Consider the following 14919-nt stretch of genomic DNA (forward strand, 5'->3'; position numbering starts at 1 on the left):
GACATCCCTAGACTCCCCATGTCGGGGGTAACTCGGGGGACAACTCAGTGGGGCATGGAGTGCCGGAACTCGTACTGGAATCAAACGGACGTACCTGGACGCTCGATCCGTCCAGGGCATACACCCTCGGACGTGATCCGCAGGGGGACGTCGTCTTCGACGACGCCAGGGTCTCCTGGCGTCACGCCACGGTCAGCTTCAACGGCCGCAGTTGGGTCATCGAGGACCATGGCAGCACCAACGGCACGTTCGTGCAGGGGCAGCGGATCCATCAGCTGGAACTCGGCCCGGGCTCGGCGGTCAACCTGGGCAACGCGACCGACGGCCCGCGCCTGGACTTCTCCGGAGCCGCCGCCTCCGTCGCCACGCCGCAGGCCCAGCCGCAGCAGCAGCCGTACGCCGCACAGGGCGCGAACCCCGGCTGGGCCCAGCAGGCCCCCGCCCAGCAAGCGCCGCACCAGCAGGCGCCCCACCAGCAGCCCCAGGCCCCGCAGCAGCAGGCCCAGGCCGGCTGGCAGCAGCAGCCGCAGCAGCACGCGGCGCACATCCCGCAGCAGCAGGGCCCCGGCGGCGTCGCGGGGGCGCCGCCGGTCTACGGCGACCGCAGCCCGACCACGTTCCACCAGTTCTCCCTCGGCCGCGTGATGCGCATCGGCCGTGCCCTGGAGAACGAGCTGGTCGTCTCCGACCTCCAGGTCTCCCGGAACCACGCCGAGTTCCACTCGACGCCCGACGGGCGCATGGAGATCCGCGACCTGGGCTCGCACAACGGCACGTACGTCAACGGCCAGCCGATCCCCAAGGGCGGCACGCAGCTGCTCGGCCCGGCCGACGTCGTCGGCGTCGGCCACTCGACGTTCCGGATCGTCGGCGACCGGCTCGAGGAGTTCGTCGACACCGGTGAGGTGTCCTTCTCCGCGCGCCACCTGACCGTCACCGTCGACGGCGGCAAGCAGATCCTCAAGGACGTCTCCTTCGGCGTCCCGGAGAAGTCGCTGATCGCGGTCATCGGCCCGTCCGGATCCGGCAAGTCCACCCTGCTCAAGGCGCTCACCGGCTACCGTCCGGCCGACCAGGGCGAGGTTCTCTACGACAACCGGAACCTCTACAAGCAGTTCGCCGAGCTGCGCCAGCGCATCGGTCTGGTCCCGCAGGACGACATCCTGCACAAGGAGCTGACCGTCAAGAAGGCCCTCAAGTACGCGGCCAAGCTCCGCTTCCCGGCCGACACCACGGCCGCCGAGCGCGACGCCCGTATCGACGAGGTGCTGCGCGAGCTGAAGCTGGACATCCACAAGGACAAGAAGGTCACGTCCCTGTCCGGCGGCCAGCGCAAGCGCGTCTCCGTGGCCTTGGAGCTGCTGACCAAGCCGTCGCTGATCTTCCTGGACGAGCCGACTTCCGGCCTCGACCCGGGCATGGACCGCGATGTCATGCAGCTGCTGCGCGGCCTCGCCGACGACGGCCGTACGGTCCTCGTCGTCACCCACTCGGTGGCGGAGCTGGCGATCTGCGACAAGCTGCTGGTGATGGCGCCGGGCGGCTCGGTCGCCTACTTCGGCCCGCCCGAGGAGGCGCTGAACTTCTTCGGCTACGACACCTGGGCCGATGTCTTCTCCGCCTTCGAGAACTACCGCGACTACGACTGGGCGGGCCGCTGGAAGGGCTCGCAGCACTACCAGATGTACGCCGCGGACATCGACGCCACCCCGCCGCAGTCCGTACAGGTTGCGCCGATGCAGGCGATGAAGCCGCCGAAGCCGCAGGGCTGGATGTCCCAGTTCGTCACGCTCGTCCGGCGTTACGTCTCGGTGATCGCGTCCGACAAGGGCTTCCTGGCCCTCATGGTGATCCTGCCGGCCGTGCTCGGCGCGGTGAGCCTGCTCATCGACGCGGACAAGGGCCTGCTGCCCAACCCGGCCAACCCGCAGACCGGCCGGATCATCCCGAACGGCACGGCCACCACGGTCCTGCTGATCCTCGCGGTCGGCGCCTGCTTCGCGGGCGCGGCGAACTCGGTTCGCGAGCTGATCAAGGAACGGGTCATCTACGAACGGGAGCGCGCGACCGGCCTGTCGCGCTCGGCGTACCTGATGTCGAAGGTGTTCGTGCTCGGCATGATCACCGTCCTGCAAGGCCTGCTGGTCGGCGTCATCGGCTTCTCCAGCCGGGAGATCCCCGAGGAGGGCCTCGTCCTCGGCAGCGCGACCCTCGTCGAGCTCTCCATCCCGATCATGGCGCTGGGCTTCACCTCGATGATGTTCGGCCTGATCATCTCCTCGCTGGTCAAGACCGCCGAGAAGACCATGCCGCTGCTGGTGATGTTCGCCATCATCCAGGTCGTCTTCACGGGCTGCCTGTTCACGCTGCACGGCTCGATCGGCGTCAACCAGTTCTCGTTCCTGATGCCGTCGCGCTGGGCGGTCGCCGCCTCCGGGGCCACGCTGGACTTCAACAAGATCAGCCCGCCCGAGACGGCCGGCGACACCGACCCGCTGTGGGAGCACACGGTCGGGGCCTGGGCCATGGACATGGGCGCGCTCCTCGTCCTCGGCGTGATCTGCGGCTTCTTCGTGGCCCGCTTCCTGCGCCGCCACGAGCCGGAGGTCATGCGCAAGTAGTCACCGCTCCACCGCGGCCGAAGGGCGGCACCCCGTCAGGAGGGTGCCGCCCTTCGGCGTTCGTTCAGCGAAGCAGAGAGGTCCGCGCCAGCCTCAGTACGCGCTGTTGACGTTGTCCATCGAGCCGTACTTGTCAGCCGCGTAGTTGCAGGCGGCGGTGATGTTGGCGACCGGGTTGTAGATGTCCCAGGAGGTGCCGGGGACGTGGTACGCCTTGAAGGTCGGCGGGATGACCTGGAGCAGGCCCTTCGACGGGATGCCGTTGATGGCGTTGATGTCCCAGTTGTTGATCGCCTTCGGGTTACCCGAGGACTCCCGGATGATGTTGCGCTTGATGCCGTCGTAGGAGCCGGGAATCCCGTGCTTCTTCATGACGTCGAGCGACTCGCGGATCCAGCCGTCGAGGTTGTTCGGGTAGCTCTTGGCGGCGGCCTTCTTGACCTGGGCGCGCTCGGCGGCCCGGCTCGCGGCCTCCTTGGCCTTGCGCGCGGCCTCGGCCTTCTTCTTCGCGGCCTCGGCGGCGGCCTTCTTCTTGGCGGCGGCCGCGGCGTCGGCCTTCTTCTTCGCCGCGATCTGCTCCGCCTTCAGGCTGGCACCGGCCATCTGGTCGGTGACGCTCGCCTTGACGTCCTTGATCTGCTCGGTGCTGAACGCCACCGCAGCCGGCTGAGCGGCCTCGGTCGTGGTCTTGGTCGACGCGCCGCTCGGCACCGCGGAGAGGCCGATGGCGGCGGCGCCGAGGGTGGCGACACCCGCCATGGCGATCTTGTGGTGACGGGTCAGGGTGCGACTGCGGCCACGGCTGAAGATGTTCTTGGGCATGGTGGTGTGGACCTCTTCGAATAGCGCGGGAGTCGCTCGGCGTCCGGCGTTGGACTCGGTGTGTTTCCGACACGAACGCCGCGGAGGTGAACCCACGGCGCTGAGCGACGAGAGCAATTCTTAGCGGCCGCAAAATTGCGTGGCAAAGGTGTGACGTACGAAGCCCGATAGTGGATCAGGGAGGGGCAAATCGGGGCAGATTGGACCGTATGTGCCGCTCAAAAGGTGGGGCTTTGTCTCCTACGCCCTTTCGTACGTGACGTGGGTCCTATGCGCGGGCTCACACCGGGCGGGGCGCGGTCTCACTGCTGGTTGCACAAGCGATGCTCAGCGTGAGGGCTCTGCCACACCCCTGCTACGGCAGGACGAAGTGCACGTCCCCGAACTCGTGCCACAGGTAGCGGCCCCGCACCGCCGCCTCGTACCCGCGTCGGACCGCCTCCCGCCCGGCGACCGCCTCCAGCATCAGCAGATGCGAGGCCTCCGGTTCGTGCAGCCCGGTCAGCAGCCCGTCCACCACACGCACCCCGCGCTCCGGCGTGACGACGAGATCCGTCCACCCCGCACGCGCGTGTACGCCCCCGTCGGCGCCCACCGCCGACTCCACGGCCCGCACCGCCGTCGTGCCGACCGCCACGACCCGGCCCCCGCCGGCCTTCGCGGCGTTGATCTGCCGCGCCGACGCCTCGGGCACCGCGAAGCGCTCCGGATACGGCGGCTCGTGCGCCTCCGCCGACGCCACCCCGGTGTGCAGCGTGACCGGCGCGAACTGCACGCCCCGGCTCACCAGCTCCGCCACCAGCCGAGCCGTGAAGGGCCGCGCCGCACTCGGCATCTCCGCACTGCCCGCCCCGTCCGCGGACGGCAGCGCGAACACCGTCTGGTAGACGGACAACGGCTGGTCGCGCTCCGTGTACGCGTACCGAATGGGCCGCCCGTGCTCCCGCAGCAGCCCCGGCACCCCCGCCCCGGCGACCCGCGCCCACCACAGTCGCCCGCTCCGCCCGCTCAGCGGCTCCTCCAGAACCAGCCGCCCACCTCCCGGCAGGCACACCTCCGTCCCCGCCGGCCCACCCGCACGCGCGCGCGTGGTGCCCCGCCCGTCGGGCTCCCGCAGCTCCACCGCCCAGCGGCCGTCGTCCCCACGCGTGGAGAAATGCACCACCACGCGCGCGTGCCCGATCCACCCGTCCACGGCCGCCGCCAGCGTGGCCGAGGTGTTGACCACGAGCAGATCCCCGGCCCGCACCAGCCGCGGCAGCTCCCTGAACGTGTGATGCGCCACCTCCACACCCCGGGACACCAGCATCCGCACGGCATCCCGGTCCAGCCCGGGCCCCCGCTGCTCGACCGGCACCCGGGCCGACAGCTCCTCCGGTACTCGCACGGCCGCCGTCATCGGACCCCGTCCACCAGAGCCGGGGCCCCTACCGCCCGCTCGCCGGCCGCTCGTCCAGCAGCCGCAGGAACCCCGGCACCACAGCCGCCGGCTCAGGCCGCCGGTCGTGATCGTCCGGTACGGCCGCCGTATACAGGTCCGTGGCCATGTCCCCGGGGTCCACCGCCCAGACCCGCAGCCCCGGCTCCTCCACGGCGAGCACCGCCATCAGCTGGTCCAGGGCCGCTTTGGACGCCCCGTAGCCGCCCCAGGTCTCGTACGCCTCGGCGGCCGCGTCCGAACTGATGGCCATGACCGTGCCGGCCCGCGAGGCCCGCAGCAGCGGCAGCGCCTCTTGGACCAGGCCGAGACCCGCGACCAGGTTCACCTCCAGCGCCCGCCGCAGCCCCTCCAGGGGCAGCTCCTCCAGCCGAACCAGCGGCTCGGCACCCAGCGCGCTCGCGTTGTGCACCAGCAGGTCGACGCCGCCGAGCCGCGACGCCGCCGACACCAGCGCCGCCCGGTGCGCGGCGTCCGTGACGTCCCCCGGCAGGGCGGTCACGTGCGTGCCGTGCGCGGAGACGGCCGCTGCCGCGACCTCCAGTGCCTCGGCGCCCCTGGCATCGAGCACCAGATCCCAGCCCCGCCCGGCCAGAGCCTCCGCGAGCGCCCGGCCCAGGCCCTTCGACGCTCCCGTGATGATCGCAACCGGCATGATCCGCTCCCTCGCCGTGACCGTGTGCCCTCAACGTAGGAACAGGGACACCCGGACCGCCTCGGACGCGGGCCGCAGCGCACCCGGTCCCTTCGCCCTACGCCACCGGCCCGGCGCCCCAGGGCCGAGGGTGCGTCGGCCCCGCGACCTAGGCCCACAGGCCCGGGCGTCCACGGCCACCGGTCCGATCCGCGCTGTCACAGCCCGCCGGTACCGTGAGGTCATGAGTCACGGTCCCCGGTCCGGCCTCGCCGCGGTGAGCTCCGCGTTGCTGGCCATGAGCAGGCACCTCGAGGTGCGCGACGTCCTCAAGACGATCGTCGCCTCGGCCCGCGAGCTGCTCGACGCGCAGTACGCCGCGCTCGGCGTCCCGGACGACCACGGCGGCTTCGCCCAGTTCGTGGTCGACGGCGTCAGCGACGAGCAGTGGAAGGCCATCGGCCCGCTCCCGCGCCAGCACGGCATCCTCGCCGCGATGCTCCACGAGGCCAGGGCCGAGCGCCTCGCCGACGTCCGCAAGGACCCCCGCTTCGAGGGCTGGCCGAGCGCCCACCCCGACCTGGTGGACTTCCTGGGCCTGCCCATCCGTGACGGCGACGAGGTCATCGGCGCCTTGTTCCTCGCCAACAAGAACTGTCCGAAACCGGAGGGCGGTTGCGGCTTCACCGAGGACGACGAGGAACTGCTCGGCATCCTCGCCCAGCACGCGGCGATCGCCCTCACCAACGCCCGCCTGTACGAACGCAGCCGCGAACTCACCATCGCCGAGGAACGCTCCCGCCTCGCCCACGAACTGCACGACGCGGTCAGCCAGAAGCTGTTCTCCCTGCGCCTGACCGCCCAGGCCGCGGCCCGCCTGGTGGACCGGGACCCCTCCCGCGCCAAGGGCGAACTCCAGCAGGTCGCGGCCCTCGCCGCGGAGGCGGCCGACGAACTGCGCGCCGCCGTCGTCGAGTTGCGCCCCGCCGCCCTCGACGAGGACGGCCTCGTGGCCACCCTCCGGACACAGGTCCAGGTCCTCGACCGTGCCCACTCCGCCCGCGTCACCTTCGCCGGCCGCGGTGTGAAGGCCCTGCCCGCCTCCCAGGAGGAGGCCGTCCTACGGGTCGCCCAGGAGGCCCTGCACAACGCCCTGCGCCACTCCGGCGCCGACCACGTCGACGTGACCCTGGACCGCCGCGGCAGCGGAGCCGTCCTGCGCGTCACGGACGACGGCAGCGGATTTGACCCGAGGGCGGTCCGCCGCGCGGGGCGCCATCTGGGCCTGGTCTCGATGCGGGACCGGGCGAGCGGGGCGGGCGGCACGCTGACCGTGGAATCGGCGCCCGGCAAGGGCACCACGATCGAGATGGAGGTCCCCGGTGGCTGACGCAATCAAGGTGCTGATCGTCGACGACCACCAGGTCGTCCGCCGGGGCCTGCGCACGTTCCTGGAGGTACAGGACGACATAGAGGTCGTCGGCGAGGCGGCGGACGGAGCCGGGGGAGTCGACCGCGCGGAGGAGCTGCGGCCCGACGTCATCCTCATGGACGTCAAGATGCCGGGCATGGACGGCGTCGACGCCCTGCGCAGACTCCGCGAACGGGACAACCCCGCGCGCGTGCTCATCGTCACCAGCTTCACCGAGCAGCGCACGGTGGTCCCGGCCCTGCGCGCGGGCGCCGCCGGCTACGTCTACAAGGACGTCGACCCCGACGCCCTCGCCGGCGCCATCCGTTCCGTCCACGCCGGGCACATCCTCCTCCAGCCGGAGGTCGCCGACGCCCTGCTGTCCCAGGAGGAGGCCAACTCCGGCCCGGGCAGGGCAGGTTCGCTCACCGACCGGGAGCGCGAGGTGCTCGGCCTGATAGCGGACGGCCGCTCCAACCGGGAGATCGCCCGCGCCCTCGTCCTCTCCGAGAAGACCGTCAAGACCCACGTCTCGAACATCCTGATGAAACTCGACCTGTCCGACCGAACGCAGGCCGCCCTGTGGGCCGTTCGCCATGGAGTGACCGGCTGACACGCTCCTCCCACGGCAACACGGAGGGTTCCATTCCGAGCCGAGATTCATACTGTCGTGGGAACGTCCCCCATATGGCGCAACCTCCGTGGATCTCCGCCGTTCTCCAGTGCGTGCTGCGGCGCCTGCCGCGGCAATCGCAAGGAGGGCTCAGAAGTGAAGAACCTGAAGAAGGCCGCTGCCGTGACGATGGTGACGGGTGGCCTGCTGGCCGCCGGCGCGGGCATCGCCTCCGCCACCAGTGCGCACGCCGACGGCCAGGCCGTGGGCTCCCCGGGCGTCGGCTCGGGCAACGTCGTCCAGGCCCCGGTGCACGTCCCGGTCAACGTCTCCGGCAACAGCGTGAACGTCGTGGGCGTCCTGAACCCGGCCTTCGGCAACCTCGCCGTCAACCACTGACACTCCACCTCCGTCTCCGAGCCGGAGGTACCACCGGCCTCCCGGGTCTCCTGGGGGGCCGGTCAGGCATGTGCCCAGCCTGCGGGCAGTCGTGCCGCCTAGCTGTGGGCACCCGTCTCGCCTAGCTGCCGGCAGTCGTGCCGCTTGGGGCGGCACGGGTGCGCAGCGGCACCCCGCAGCGCCGGGTTGCGCACCCACCCGACCCCAGCACAGACGTCGAGAACCTTCACAACCGACAGTCACCGCACCGCACTCCGCTCAGCACCAACGCCGAGCACCAGAACAACCCCCGGTCACCGCACCCCCCGCTCCCGCTCCTCCACAACGGAGTTGTACGCCGCGACCTGCGCCCGCCGAGCCGTCCGCTCCACCGGCCGCAACGCCTCCCCCCGCGCCGCCATCTCACCCGCACTCACCGCACCCCCGGGCCCACTCTCGGTCGCCACAGCGATGAGCATCCCCACCCGCTGCGCCAACTCCAGCACCCGCACGGCCCGCGCCGGATACCCGGGCGCCAGCACCTCCCGCCCCCGCTCGGCCCGCGCCCGATACGCGTCGGCCGCCGCCTCCGCCATCGGCCCCGCCCCGGCCACATCCAGCCGCGTCAGCACCTCGGTCGCATCCCGGAGGGCCTCGGCGAGCTCCCGCTCCGCCTCACCCAGCGACGGCACATCCGCCGGCGGCGCCTCCCGCACGGGCAGCACATGCCACACCACCTCGTCCCGCACACCCTCAGGCCCGGCCTCGTACACGTCCGGCACCAACCCGAGGGCGGCCCCGTAACAGACCACAGCCTCCTCGGCCTCCAGCGCCCGCGCGTTGAACTCCGGCGGCCCGCTCAGCCCCAGCGGATGCCCCGGCGCGGGCAGCGCCACCCGCAGCCCGGTCACCCCGAGCGTCCGCAGCCGCCCCAGCGCGAGCGTCAGCCCGACCTGGCCCGCCTCTCCCGGCAGCCCCTCCACCCGATGCACCGCGTCCTCACCGACGATGGCGAGCACGGCGTCATCCGGTGAGACAAGTCCGGCCAAAAGGGCATTTCCCCATGCAGCGAGACGTCCAGCGCGCGGTTCCGTGAGCATGTCCCCACCCTAGGACCCTCCAAGGACCGGACCGAGGGAATGTCCGGGCCGACCGGTGGCGTAGATTTCATGGAGGGCTGCGCCCACCGGCGCGGCGGACCGAGCCACAGGCTTACGCGACAGCCGAGACCGGCCACACTGCAAGGGGAGACAACGCGCTCATGAGCGATGTTCTGGAGCTTCAGGACGTATCCGTGGTCCGCGAGGGCCGGGCTCTGGTGGACCAGGTCTCCTGGTCGGTCAAGGAGGGCGAGCGCTGGGTCATCCTGGGCCCGAACGGCGCCGGCAAGACCACCCTCCTCAACCTCGCTTCCACCTACCTCTTCCCCAGCTCGGGCACCGCCGCCATCCTCGGCGAGACCCTCGGCAGGCCCGGCACCGACGTCTTCGAGCTGCGCCCCCGCATCGGCATGGCCGGCATCGCCATGGCCGACAAGCTCCCCAAGCGCCAGACGGTCCTGGAGACGGTGCTGACCGCCGCGTACGGCATGACCGCCACCTGGCACGAGGACTACGAGGAGATCGACGAACAGCGCGCCCGCGCCTTCCTCGACCGCCTCGGCATGAGCGAGTACCTGGAGCGCAAGTTCGGCACGCTCTCCGAGGGCGAGCGCAAGCGCACCCTCATCGCCCGCGCCCTGATGACCGACCCCGAGCTGCTCCTCCTCGACGAGCCCGCCGCCGGCCTCGACCTCGGCGGCCGCGAGGACCTCGTCCGCCGCCTCGGCCGGCTGGCCCGCGACCCGATCGCCCCCTCGATGCTCATGGTCACCCACCACGTCGAGGAGATCCCCCCCGGCTTCACGCACGTCCTCATGATCCGCCAGGGCAAGGTCCTCGCCGCCGGCCCGATGGAGCTCGAACTCACCTCCCGCAACCTCTCCCTCTGCTTCGGCCTCCCCCTCGTCGTCGAACAGGCGGGCGAGCGCTGGACCGCCCAGGGCCTCCCGCTGTCCTGACCCGACCCCTCGCCGCACAAATCCCAAAGTAAGAAGGGCATTTCACACGCTGGGTGCCCTGTCGGCGACAGGGCCGTCCGACCTACCATGCCCCTGTGGACATCGACGCATGGCTGTGGTGGCTGATCGGCGCGGCAGCGCTCGGCATCGCCCTCGTGGTCACCGCGATGCCGGAACTCGGCATGCTCGCGGTGGGCGCCATCGGCGCCGCGGTGGTCAACGGCCTCTTCGGCGGCGGAGCCGTCGCCCAGGTCGTCGTCTTCGCCGTCATCTCGACCGCGGGCATCGCCGTCGTACGGCCCATCGCGAACCGACATCGCGCCCAGCGGCCCCAACTCGCCACCGGCGTGGACGCGTTGAAGGGCAGACAAGCCGTCGTCCTGGAACGCGTCGACGCCTCCGGTGGCCGGATCAAGCTGGCTGGAGAGGTCTGGTCGGCCCGCGCTCTCGACACCGGCCGCGCTTACGAAGTGGGCCAGGAAGTGGACGTCGTGGACATCGAGGGAGCCACTGCGATCGTCATGTGACCTCGCAAGACGTAACTGGAGTGAACTCCTCGCCAGCTACGCGACGGTCTGACAGACTCGACCAGCAAGATCTTCGACAACCATAAGATCTGCCGAAGTCGCCGAGGCGGAGAAGGGTACGGGGAACGACGATGGAACCGGTCATCATCGTCCTGATCATTCTGGTGGTGTTGGTCTTCATCGCCCTGATCAAGACGATCCAAGTCATCCCACAGGCCAGCGCGGCCATCGTCGAGCGCTTCGGCCGCTACACGCGGACGCTGAACGCCGGCCTCAACATCGTCGTCCCGTTCATCGACACCATCCGCAACCGCATCGACCTGCGCGAACAGGTCGTCCCGTTCCCGCCGCAGCCGGTGATCACCCAGGACAACCTGGTGGTCAACATCGACACGGTCATCTACTACCAGGTCACCGACGCCCGCGCCGCGACCTACGAAGTCGCCAGCTACATCCAGGCGATCGAGCAGCTCACCGTCACCACGCTCCGCAACATCATCGGCGGCATGGACCTGGAGCGGACCCTGACCTCCCGCGAGGAGATCAACGCGGCCCTGCGCGGCGTCCTCGACGAGGCCACCGGCAAGTGGGGCATCCGCGTCAACCGCGTCGAACTCAAGGCGATCGAACCGCCCACCTCCATCCAGGACTCGATGGAGAAGCAGATGCGCGCCGACCGCGACAAGCGCGCCGCGATCCTCCAGGCCGAAGGTGTCCGGCAGTCCGAGATCCTGCGCGCCGAGGGTGAGAAGCAGTCCCAGATCCTGCGCGCCGAAGGTGAGGCCAAGGCAGCCGCACTGCGCGCCGAGGGCGAGGCACAGGCCGTCCGTACGGTCTTCGAGGCCATCCACGCCGGCGACCCGGACCAGAAGCTGCTCTCCTACCAGTACCTCCAGATGCTCCCCAAGATCGCCGAAGGCGACGCCAACAAGCTCTGGATCGTCCCCAGCGAGATCGGCGACGCCCTCAAGGGCCTCTCCGGCGCCATGGGCAACTTCGGCGGCATGGGCGGCGGTTCCGGCGGCAACGGCGGCGCGTCCGGCGGCGTCGTCCCCGCCCAGGAACGCCGCGAGAAGCCGTCCATCGACTGACCGGCACCCATACGACCGGGGGCCCGCTTCCCAGGAAGCGGGCCCCCGGTCGTATGGGGACCGCTAGGCAGCAGGCTGGGCCAGCCACTCCGGCAGCGCGTCGAAGTCGTCCTGCCCGAGCGCCAGCAGCATCGCGTCCGCCGGAGTCGGCTCGAACGGCTGTCGCAGCAGCGGCATCCCCGCCTCCTCCGGAGTCCGGTCCGCCTTGCGGTGATTGTCCTGCGCGCACGAGGCCACCGTGTTCAGCCAAGTGTCCTGACCGCCCTGCGACCGCGGCACCACATGGTCGACGGTCGTCGCCCGCCTCCCGCAGTACGCGCACCGGTGCCGGTCCCGGACCAGTACACCCCGCCTCGACCACGGCGCTCGTCTTCGGAAAGGCACCCGAACGTACTGGCAGAGCCTGATCACACGGGGCGCCGGTATGTCGACCGCGGCCCCCCGCATCCGCAGTTCGGGGTGGGCCTGCTCGACGACGGCCTTGTCCTGAAGCACCAGAACGACGGCTCGGTTCAGCGTCACCGTCGACAGCGGCTCGAAGCTCGCGTTGAGTACCAGCGTGTCCCGCATACCAGCCCACCTCCCGTGTGCACCGGCCCACCCCCTGGCGGGCTGGGATCAACTCTGGCCGGGCACGCCGAGATGGACAACGCAATATCTGCTGCTCCTACGGGGGTGACCCCCGCGACCCCCGGCAACAAAAATGCCCGCTCCTGATCAATTCCAAGACCAGGAGCGGGCAAACGTTCCGTGAACGCCGGGATCGCGGGGGCGGCTCGTCAGCCCTCGGCGGGCACCTCGTACTCACCGATCAGCTGAGCCCGCGCGATCGTGTGGAACCGCAGGTTGAAGCCCACGGCGGCAGGCGAAGCGTCCGCGTCCGGACCGAGCTTCTCCTGGTCCACGGCGTACACCGTGAACACGTACCGGTGCGGCCCGTCCCCGGGCGGCGGCGCGGCACCGCCGAACTCCTTGCCGCCGTAGTCGTTACGAGCGTGGACCGCACCCTCGGGCAGACCCTCCAACTTGCCGCTGCCCGCGCCCGCCGGCAGCTCGGTCACCGACGCCGGGATGTCGAACAGCACCCAGTGCCAGAACCCGCTGCCCGTCGGGGCATCGGGGTCGTAGCAGGTCACGGCGAAGCTCTTGGTCTCGGGCGGGAAGCCCTCCCACCGCAGCTGCGGCGAGGTGTTGCCGGCCGCGTAGACCTGAGCGTCCTTGAGCGTCGCACCCTCCTGGACGTCCTCGCTCGTCACCGTGAACGACGGCACGGGCGGATGGAAGTCGTGGGGGAGCGGCCGCCGCTTGAGCTCGGTCACCTCGGTACCTCCTGATCGGTTCTTGCAGTTGATCCCGAGCCTAGGGGGTGCGCTAGAACCAGTTGCGCTTGCTGCCCACCTCGGAGAGCCACTGGTTGAGGTACGCCGCCCAGTCGGTCCCCTGGTAGTCGTTCAGACCCACCTGGAAGGACCGGAAGGTGTCGCTGCCCTCGCTGAACAGCCCCGGCTTCTTGTCCATCTCGAGCACCACGTCCATCGCGTGCGCGTCGGCCACGAAGCTCAGCTCGACCTGGTTCAGCCCCCGGTACTGCTGCGGCGGGTAGAACTCGATCTCCTGGTAGAACGGCAGCTTCTGCCGCGTACCCCGGATGACCCCGCGCTCCATGTCCGCGTTCTTGAACCGGAAGCCCAGCTGGATGAAGGCGTCCAGGATCGCCTTCTGCGCCGGCAGCGGGTGCACCTTGATCGGGTCCAGGTCACCGGAGTCCACCGCCCGCGCGATCTCCAGCTCCGTGGAGACCCCGATGTGCATCGAGCGCAGCTCCTGCCCGTCGATCGTCGTGATCGGCGTCTCCCACGGGATCTCCAGCCCGAACTGCACCGCGTGCACCGCGTTCGCCTGAAGCTCGAACGCCCCACCCAGCCGGGACTTCGTGAACTCGATGTCCTGCTTGTACTCCTGGTCGCCGCTCTCCACCTCGACCTTGGCCTGGAGCCCGACCGAGAGTCCCTCGATCTGCTGGTTCACGGACCCGCCCTGGATCCGCACCTCACCCTGGACGACACCGCCCGGGACGACGTTGACCTCATGCAGCACCGTCTCGACCGAAGCCCCGCCGGCCCCCAGGCTCGCGAGCAGCTTCTTGAACGCCATGTCTCTCCCTCTCGCCCACTACGGGTGAATCCCTGATCCCTACAAACGCGATCCGGCCGTGGCCGGTTCCACGCCCTCACCCTGGCAAGGCCGGTGCCCTGAGGCCACCCCGCCGCGCCACCCGTCTCCAGTACCCTCGGACGGCATGATCGCGACCCCCGACCGTACGCCCCTGCCCAGGGAGTTCTTCGACCGGCCCGTCCTCGATGTCGCCCCCGACCTCCTCGGCCGCATCCTGGTACGCACCAGCCCGGACGGTCCGATCGCCCTCCGCCTCACCGAGGTAGAGGCCTACGACGGTGCCGACGACCCCGGCTCTCACGCCTATCGCGGCCGCACGGCCCGCAACGACGTGATGTTCGGTCCCCCCGGGCACGTCTACGTCTACTTCACGTACGGCATGTGGTTCTGCATGAACCTGGTGTGCGGCCCCGAAGGCAAGGCGAGCGCGGTCCTGCTCCGCGCCGGCGAGATCGTCGAGGGCGCCGAGCTGGCCCGCACCCGTCGACTCTCGGCCCGCAACGACAAGGAACTGGCCAAAGGCCCGGCCCGCCTGGCCACGGCGCTGGACGTGGACCGCTCCTTGAACGGCACGGACGCCTGCACCTCCGGTGCGACACCCCTGAAGGTCTTCGCGGGCACGCCCGTACCCCGTGACCAGGTACGCAACGGCCCGCGGACCGGAGTCGCGGGCGACGGGGGCAACGGCGACATCCACCCCTGGCGCTTCTGGATCGCCAACGATCCGACGGTGAGCCCCTATCGGGCCCATGTCCCGAGGCACCGCCGAAGTTGACGCGTCCCCGCAGGATGCGTAATGTAGCCCGAGCCGCTTGACCCGGGTACGGCATTCGCCAGCAGCCGGAAGCGGCCAACCCACTACCTAACGACTCCCCTCGGCAGGGGCGAATTCGGCGTGCTCGCATGCCTGAATTCGGCGCCGACGGACTCGATTATGAGTTGGCCGGGGAATCGGTTAGCGTAGTGAATGTCGAAAGGCCGACGAGCGAAAGCCAAGGCCGCCCGGCAAATCCCGCCGACAGGGAATCGGATCGAGAAAAAGATCTGATAGAGTCGGAAACGCAAGACCGAAGGGAAGCGCCCGGAGGAAAGCCCGAGAGGGTGAGTACAAAGGAAGCGACCGTTCCTTGAGAACTCAACAGCGTGCCAA

At 70.2% G+C, this 14919-nt stretch carries 14 protein-coding genes and 1 pseudogene; 8 read left to right on the forward strand and 7 right to left on the reverse strand.

Annotated features, from left to right (window positions below; all coding sequences use genetic code 11):
* Positions 1-59: 59 nt before the first annotated feature.
* Positions 60-2621, forward strand: coding sequence for an FHA domain-containing protein (locus tag ACIBL4_RS16595; protein ID WP_399410536.1), 2562 nt, complete (start codon positions 60-62; stop codon positions 2619-2621).
* A gap of 93 nt (positions 2622-2714) precedes the next feature.
* Here ACIBL4_RS16595 and ACIBL4_RS16600 read toward each other — a convergent pair whose 3' ends face one another.
* The 3 genes and pseudogenes from ACIBL4_RS16600 to ACIBL4_RS16610 all read right to left on the reverse strand — a co-directional run bounded on the left by ACIBL4_RS16600 (position 2715) and on the right by ACIBL4_RS16610 (position 5536).
* Positions 2715-3443 carry a transglycosylase SLT domain-containing protein gene (locus ACIBL4_RS16600; RefSeq protein ID WP_399410538.1) on the reverse strand — a complete coding sequence of 243 codons (729 nt, stop codon included), beginning with the start codon at positions 3441-3443 and terminating at the stop codon, positions 2715-2717.
* A 355-nt stretch (positions 3444-3798) separates the two neighbouring features.
* Positions 3799-4842: an S-adenosylmethionine:tRNA ribosyltransferase-isomerase gene (locus tag ACIBL4_RS16605; protein ID WP_399410540.1), complete on the reverse strand. Its 1044-nt coding sequence runs from the start codon at positions 4840-4842 to the stop codon at positions 3799-3801.
* A pseudogene (locus ACIBL4_RS16610) lies at positions 4839-5536 on the reverse strand (SDR family NAD(P)-dependent oxidoreductase). Before ACIBL4_RS16610 ends, ACIBL4_RS16605 begins: the two are co-directional and overlap by 4 nt.
* A gap of 223 nt (positions 5537-5759) precedes the next feature.
* Between ACIBL4_RS16610 and ACIBL4_RS16615 the strand changes: the two are divergent.
* From ACIBL4_RS16615 to ACIBL4_RS16625, 3 genes are all read left to right on the forward strand, one after another.
* The gene (locus ACIBL4_RS16615; protein ID WP_399410542.1) at positions 5760-6905 is read left to right on the forward strand and encodes a GAF domain-containing sensor histidine kinase; all 1146 of its coding nucleotides are present in this window, start codon (positions 5760-5762) and stop codon (positions 6903-6905) included.
* Positions 6898-7539 (forward strand): response regulator, encoded by a 642-nt coding sequence (locus tag ACIBL4_RS16620; RefSeq protein ID WP_399410544.1) that lies wholly within the window; start codon positions 6898-6900, stop codon positions 7537-7539. Before ACIBL4_RS16615 ends, ACIBL4_RS16620 begins: the two co-directional genes overlap by 8 nt.
* Before the next feature lie 156 nt (positions 7540-7695).
* Positions 7696-7938, forward strand: coding sequence for a chaplin (locus tag ACIBL4_RS16625; RefSeq protein WP_086847493.1), 243 nt, complete (start codon positions 7696-7698; stop codon positions 7936-7938).
* Between the two features lie 293 nt (positions 7939-8231).
* Here the strand turns inward: ACIBL4_RS16625 and ACIBL4_RS16630 are convergent, their stop codons facing one another.
* Positions 8232-9017 carry a hypothetical protein gene (locus ACIBL4_RS16630; RefSeq protein WP_399410546.1) on the reverse strand — a complete coding sequence of 262 codons (786 nt, stop codon included), beginning with the start codon at positions 9015-9017 and terminating at the stop codon, positions 8232-8234.
* Positions 9018-9178: 161 nt separating this feature from the next.
* Between ACIBL4_RS16630 and ACIBL4_RS16635 the strand changes: the two genes are divergently transcribed.
* From ACIBL4_RS16635 to ACIBL4_RS16645, 3 genes are all read left to right on the forward strand, one after another.
* A complete protein-coding gene (locus ACIBL4_RS16635) occupies positions 9179-9976 on the forward strand; it encodes an ABC transporter ATP-binding protein (protein WP_020272309.1) in 798 nt (265 codons plus the stop codon).
* Positions 9977-10071: 95 nt separating this feature from the next.
* A complete protein-coding gene (locus ACIBL4_RS16640) occupies positions 10072-10503 on the forward strand; it encodes an NfeD family protein (RefSeq protein WP_399410549.1) in 432 nt (143 codons plus the stop codon).
* Between the two features lie 131 nt (positions 10504-10634).
* Positions 10635-11594: an SPFH domain-containing protein gene (locus ACIBL4_RS16645; protein WP_306968239.1), complete on the forward strand. Its 960-nt coding sequence runs from the start codon at positions 10635-10637 to the stop codon at positions 11592-11594.
* Between the two features lie 63 nt (positions 11595-11657).
* Here ACIBL4_RS16645 and ACIBL4_RS16650 read toward each other — a convergent pair whose 3' ends face one another.
* The 3 genes from ACIBL4_RS16650 to ACIBL4_RS16660 form a co-directional block, all read right to left on the reverse strand.
* On the reverse strand, positions 11658-12164 hold the full coding sequence (locus tag ACIBL4_RS16650) for an HNH endonuclease (protein WP_399410551.1): 507 nt from the start codon (positions 12162-12164) through the stop codon (positions 11658-11660).
* Between the two features lie 209 nt (positions 12165-12373).
* A complete protein-coding gene (locus tag ACIBL4_RS16655) occupies positions 12374-12913 on the reverse strand; it encodes a YbhB/YbcL family Raf kinase inhibitor-like protein (protein ID WP_399410553.1) in 540 nt (179 codons plus the stop codon).
* A gap of 52 nt (positions 12914-12965) precedes the next feature.
* Positions 12966-13748 carry a sporulation protein gene (locus ACIBL4_RS16660; protein ID WP_355844194.1) on the reverse strand — a complete coding sequence of 261 codons (783 nt, stop codon included), beginning with the start codon at positions 13746-13748 and terminating at the stop codon, positions 12966-12968.
* 145 nt (positions 13749-13893) lie between these two features.
* On the opposite strand from ACIBL4_RS16660, the gene ACIBL4_RS16665 reads away from it, so the two are divergent.
* Positions 13894-14544: a DNA-3-methyladenine glycosylase gene (locus ACIBL4_RS16665; RefSeq protein WP_399410556.1), complete on the forward strand. Its 651-nt coding sequence runs from the start codon at positions 13894-13896 to the stop codon at positions 14542-14544.
* Positions 14545-14919 lie beyond the last annotated feature (375 nt).

It is taken from the genome of Streptomyces sp. NPDC050416, assembly GCF_044458845.1.
GTDB lineage: Bacteria > Actinomycetota > Actinomycetes > Streptomycetales > Streptomycetaceae > Streptomyces.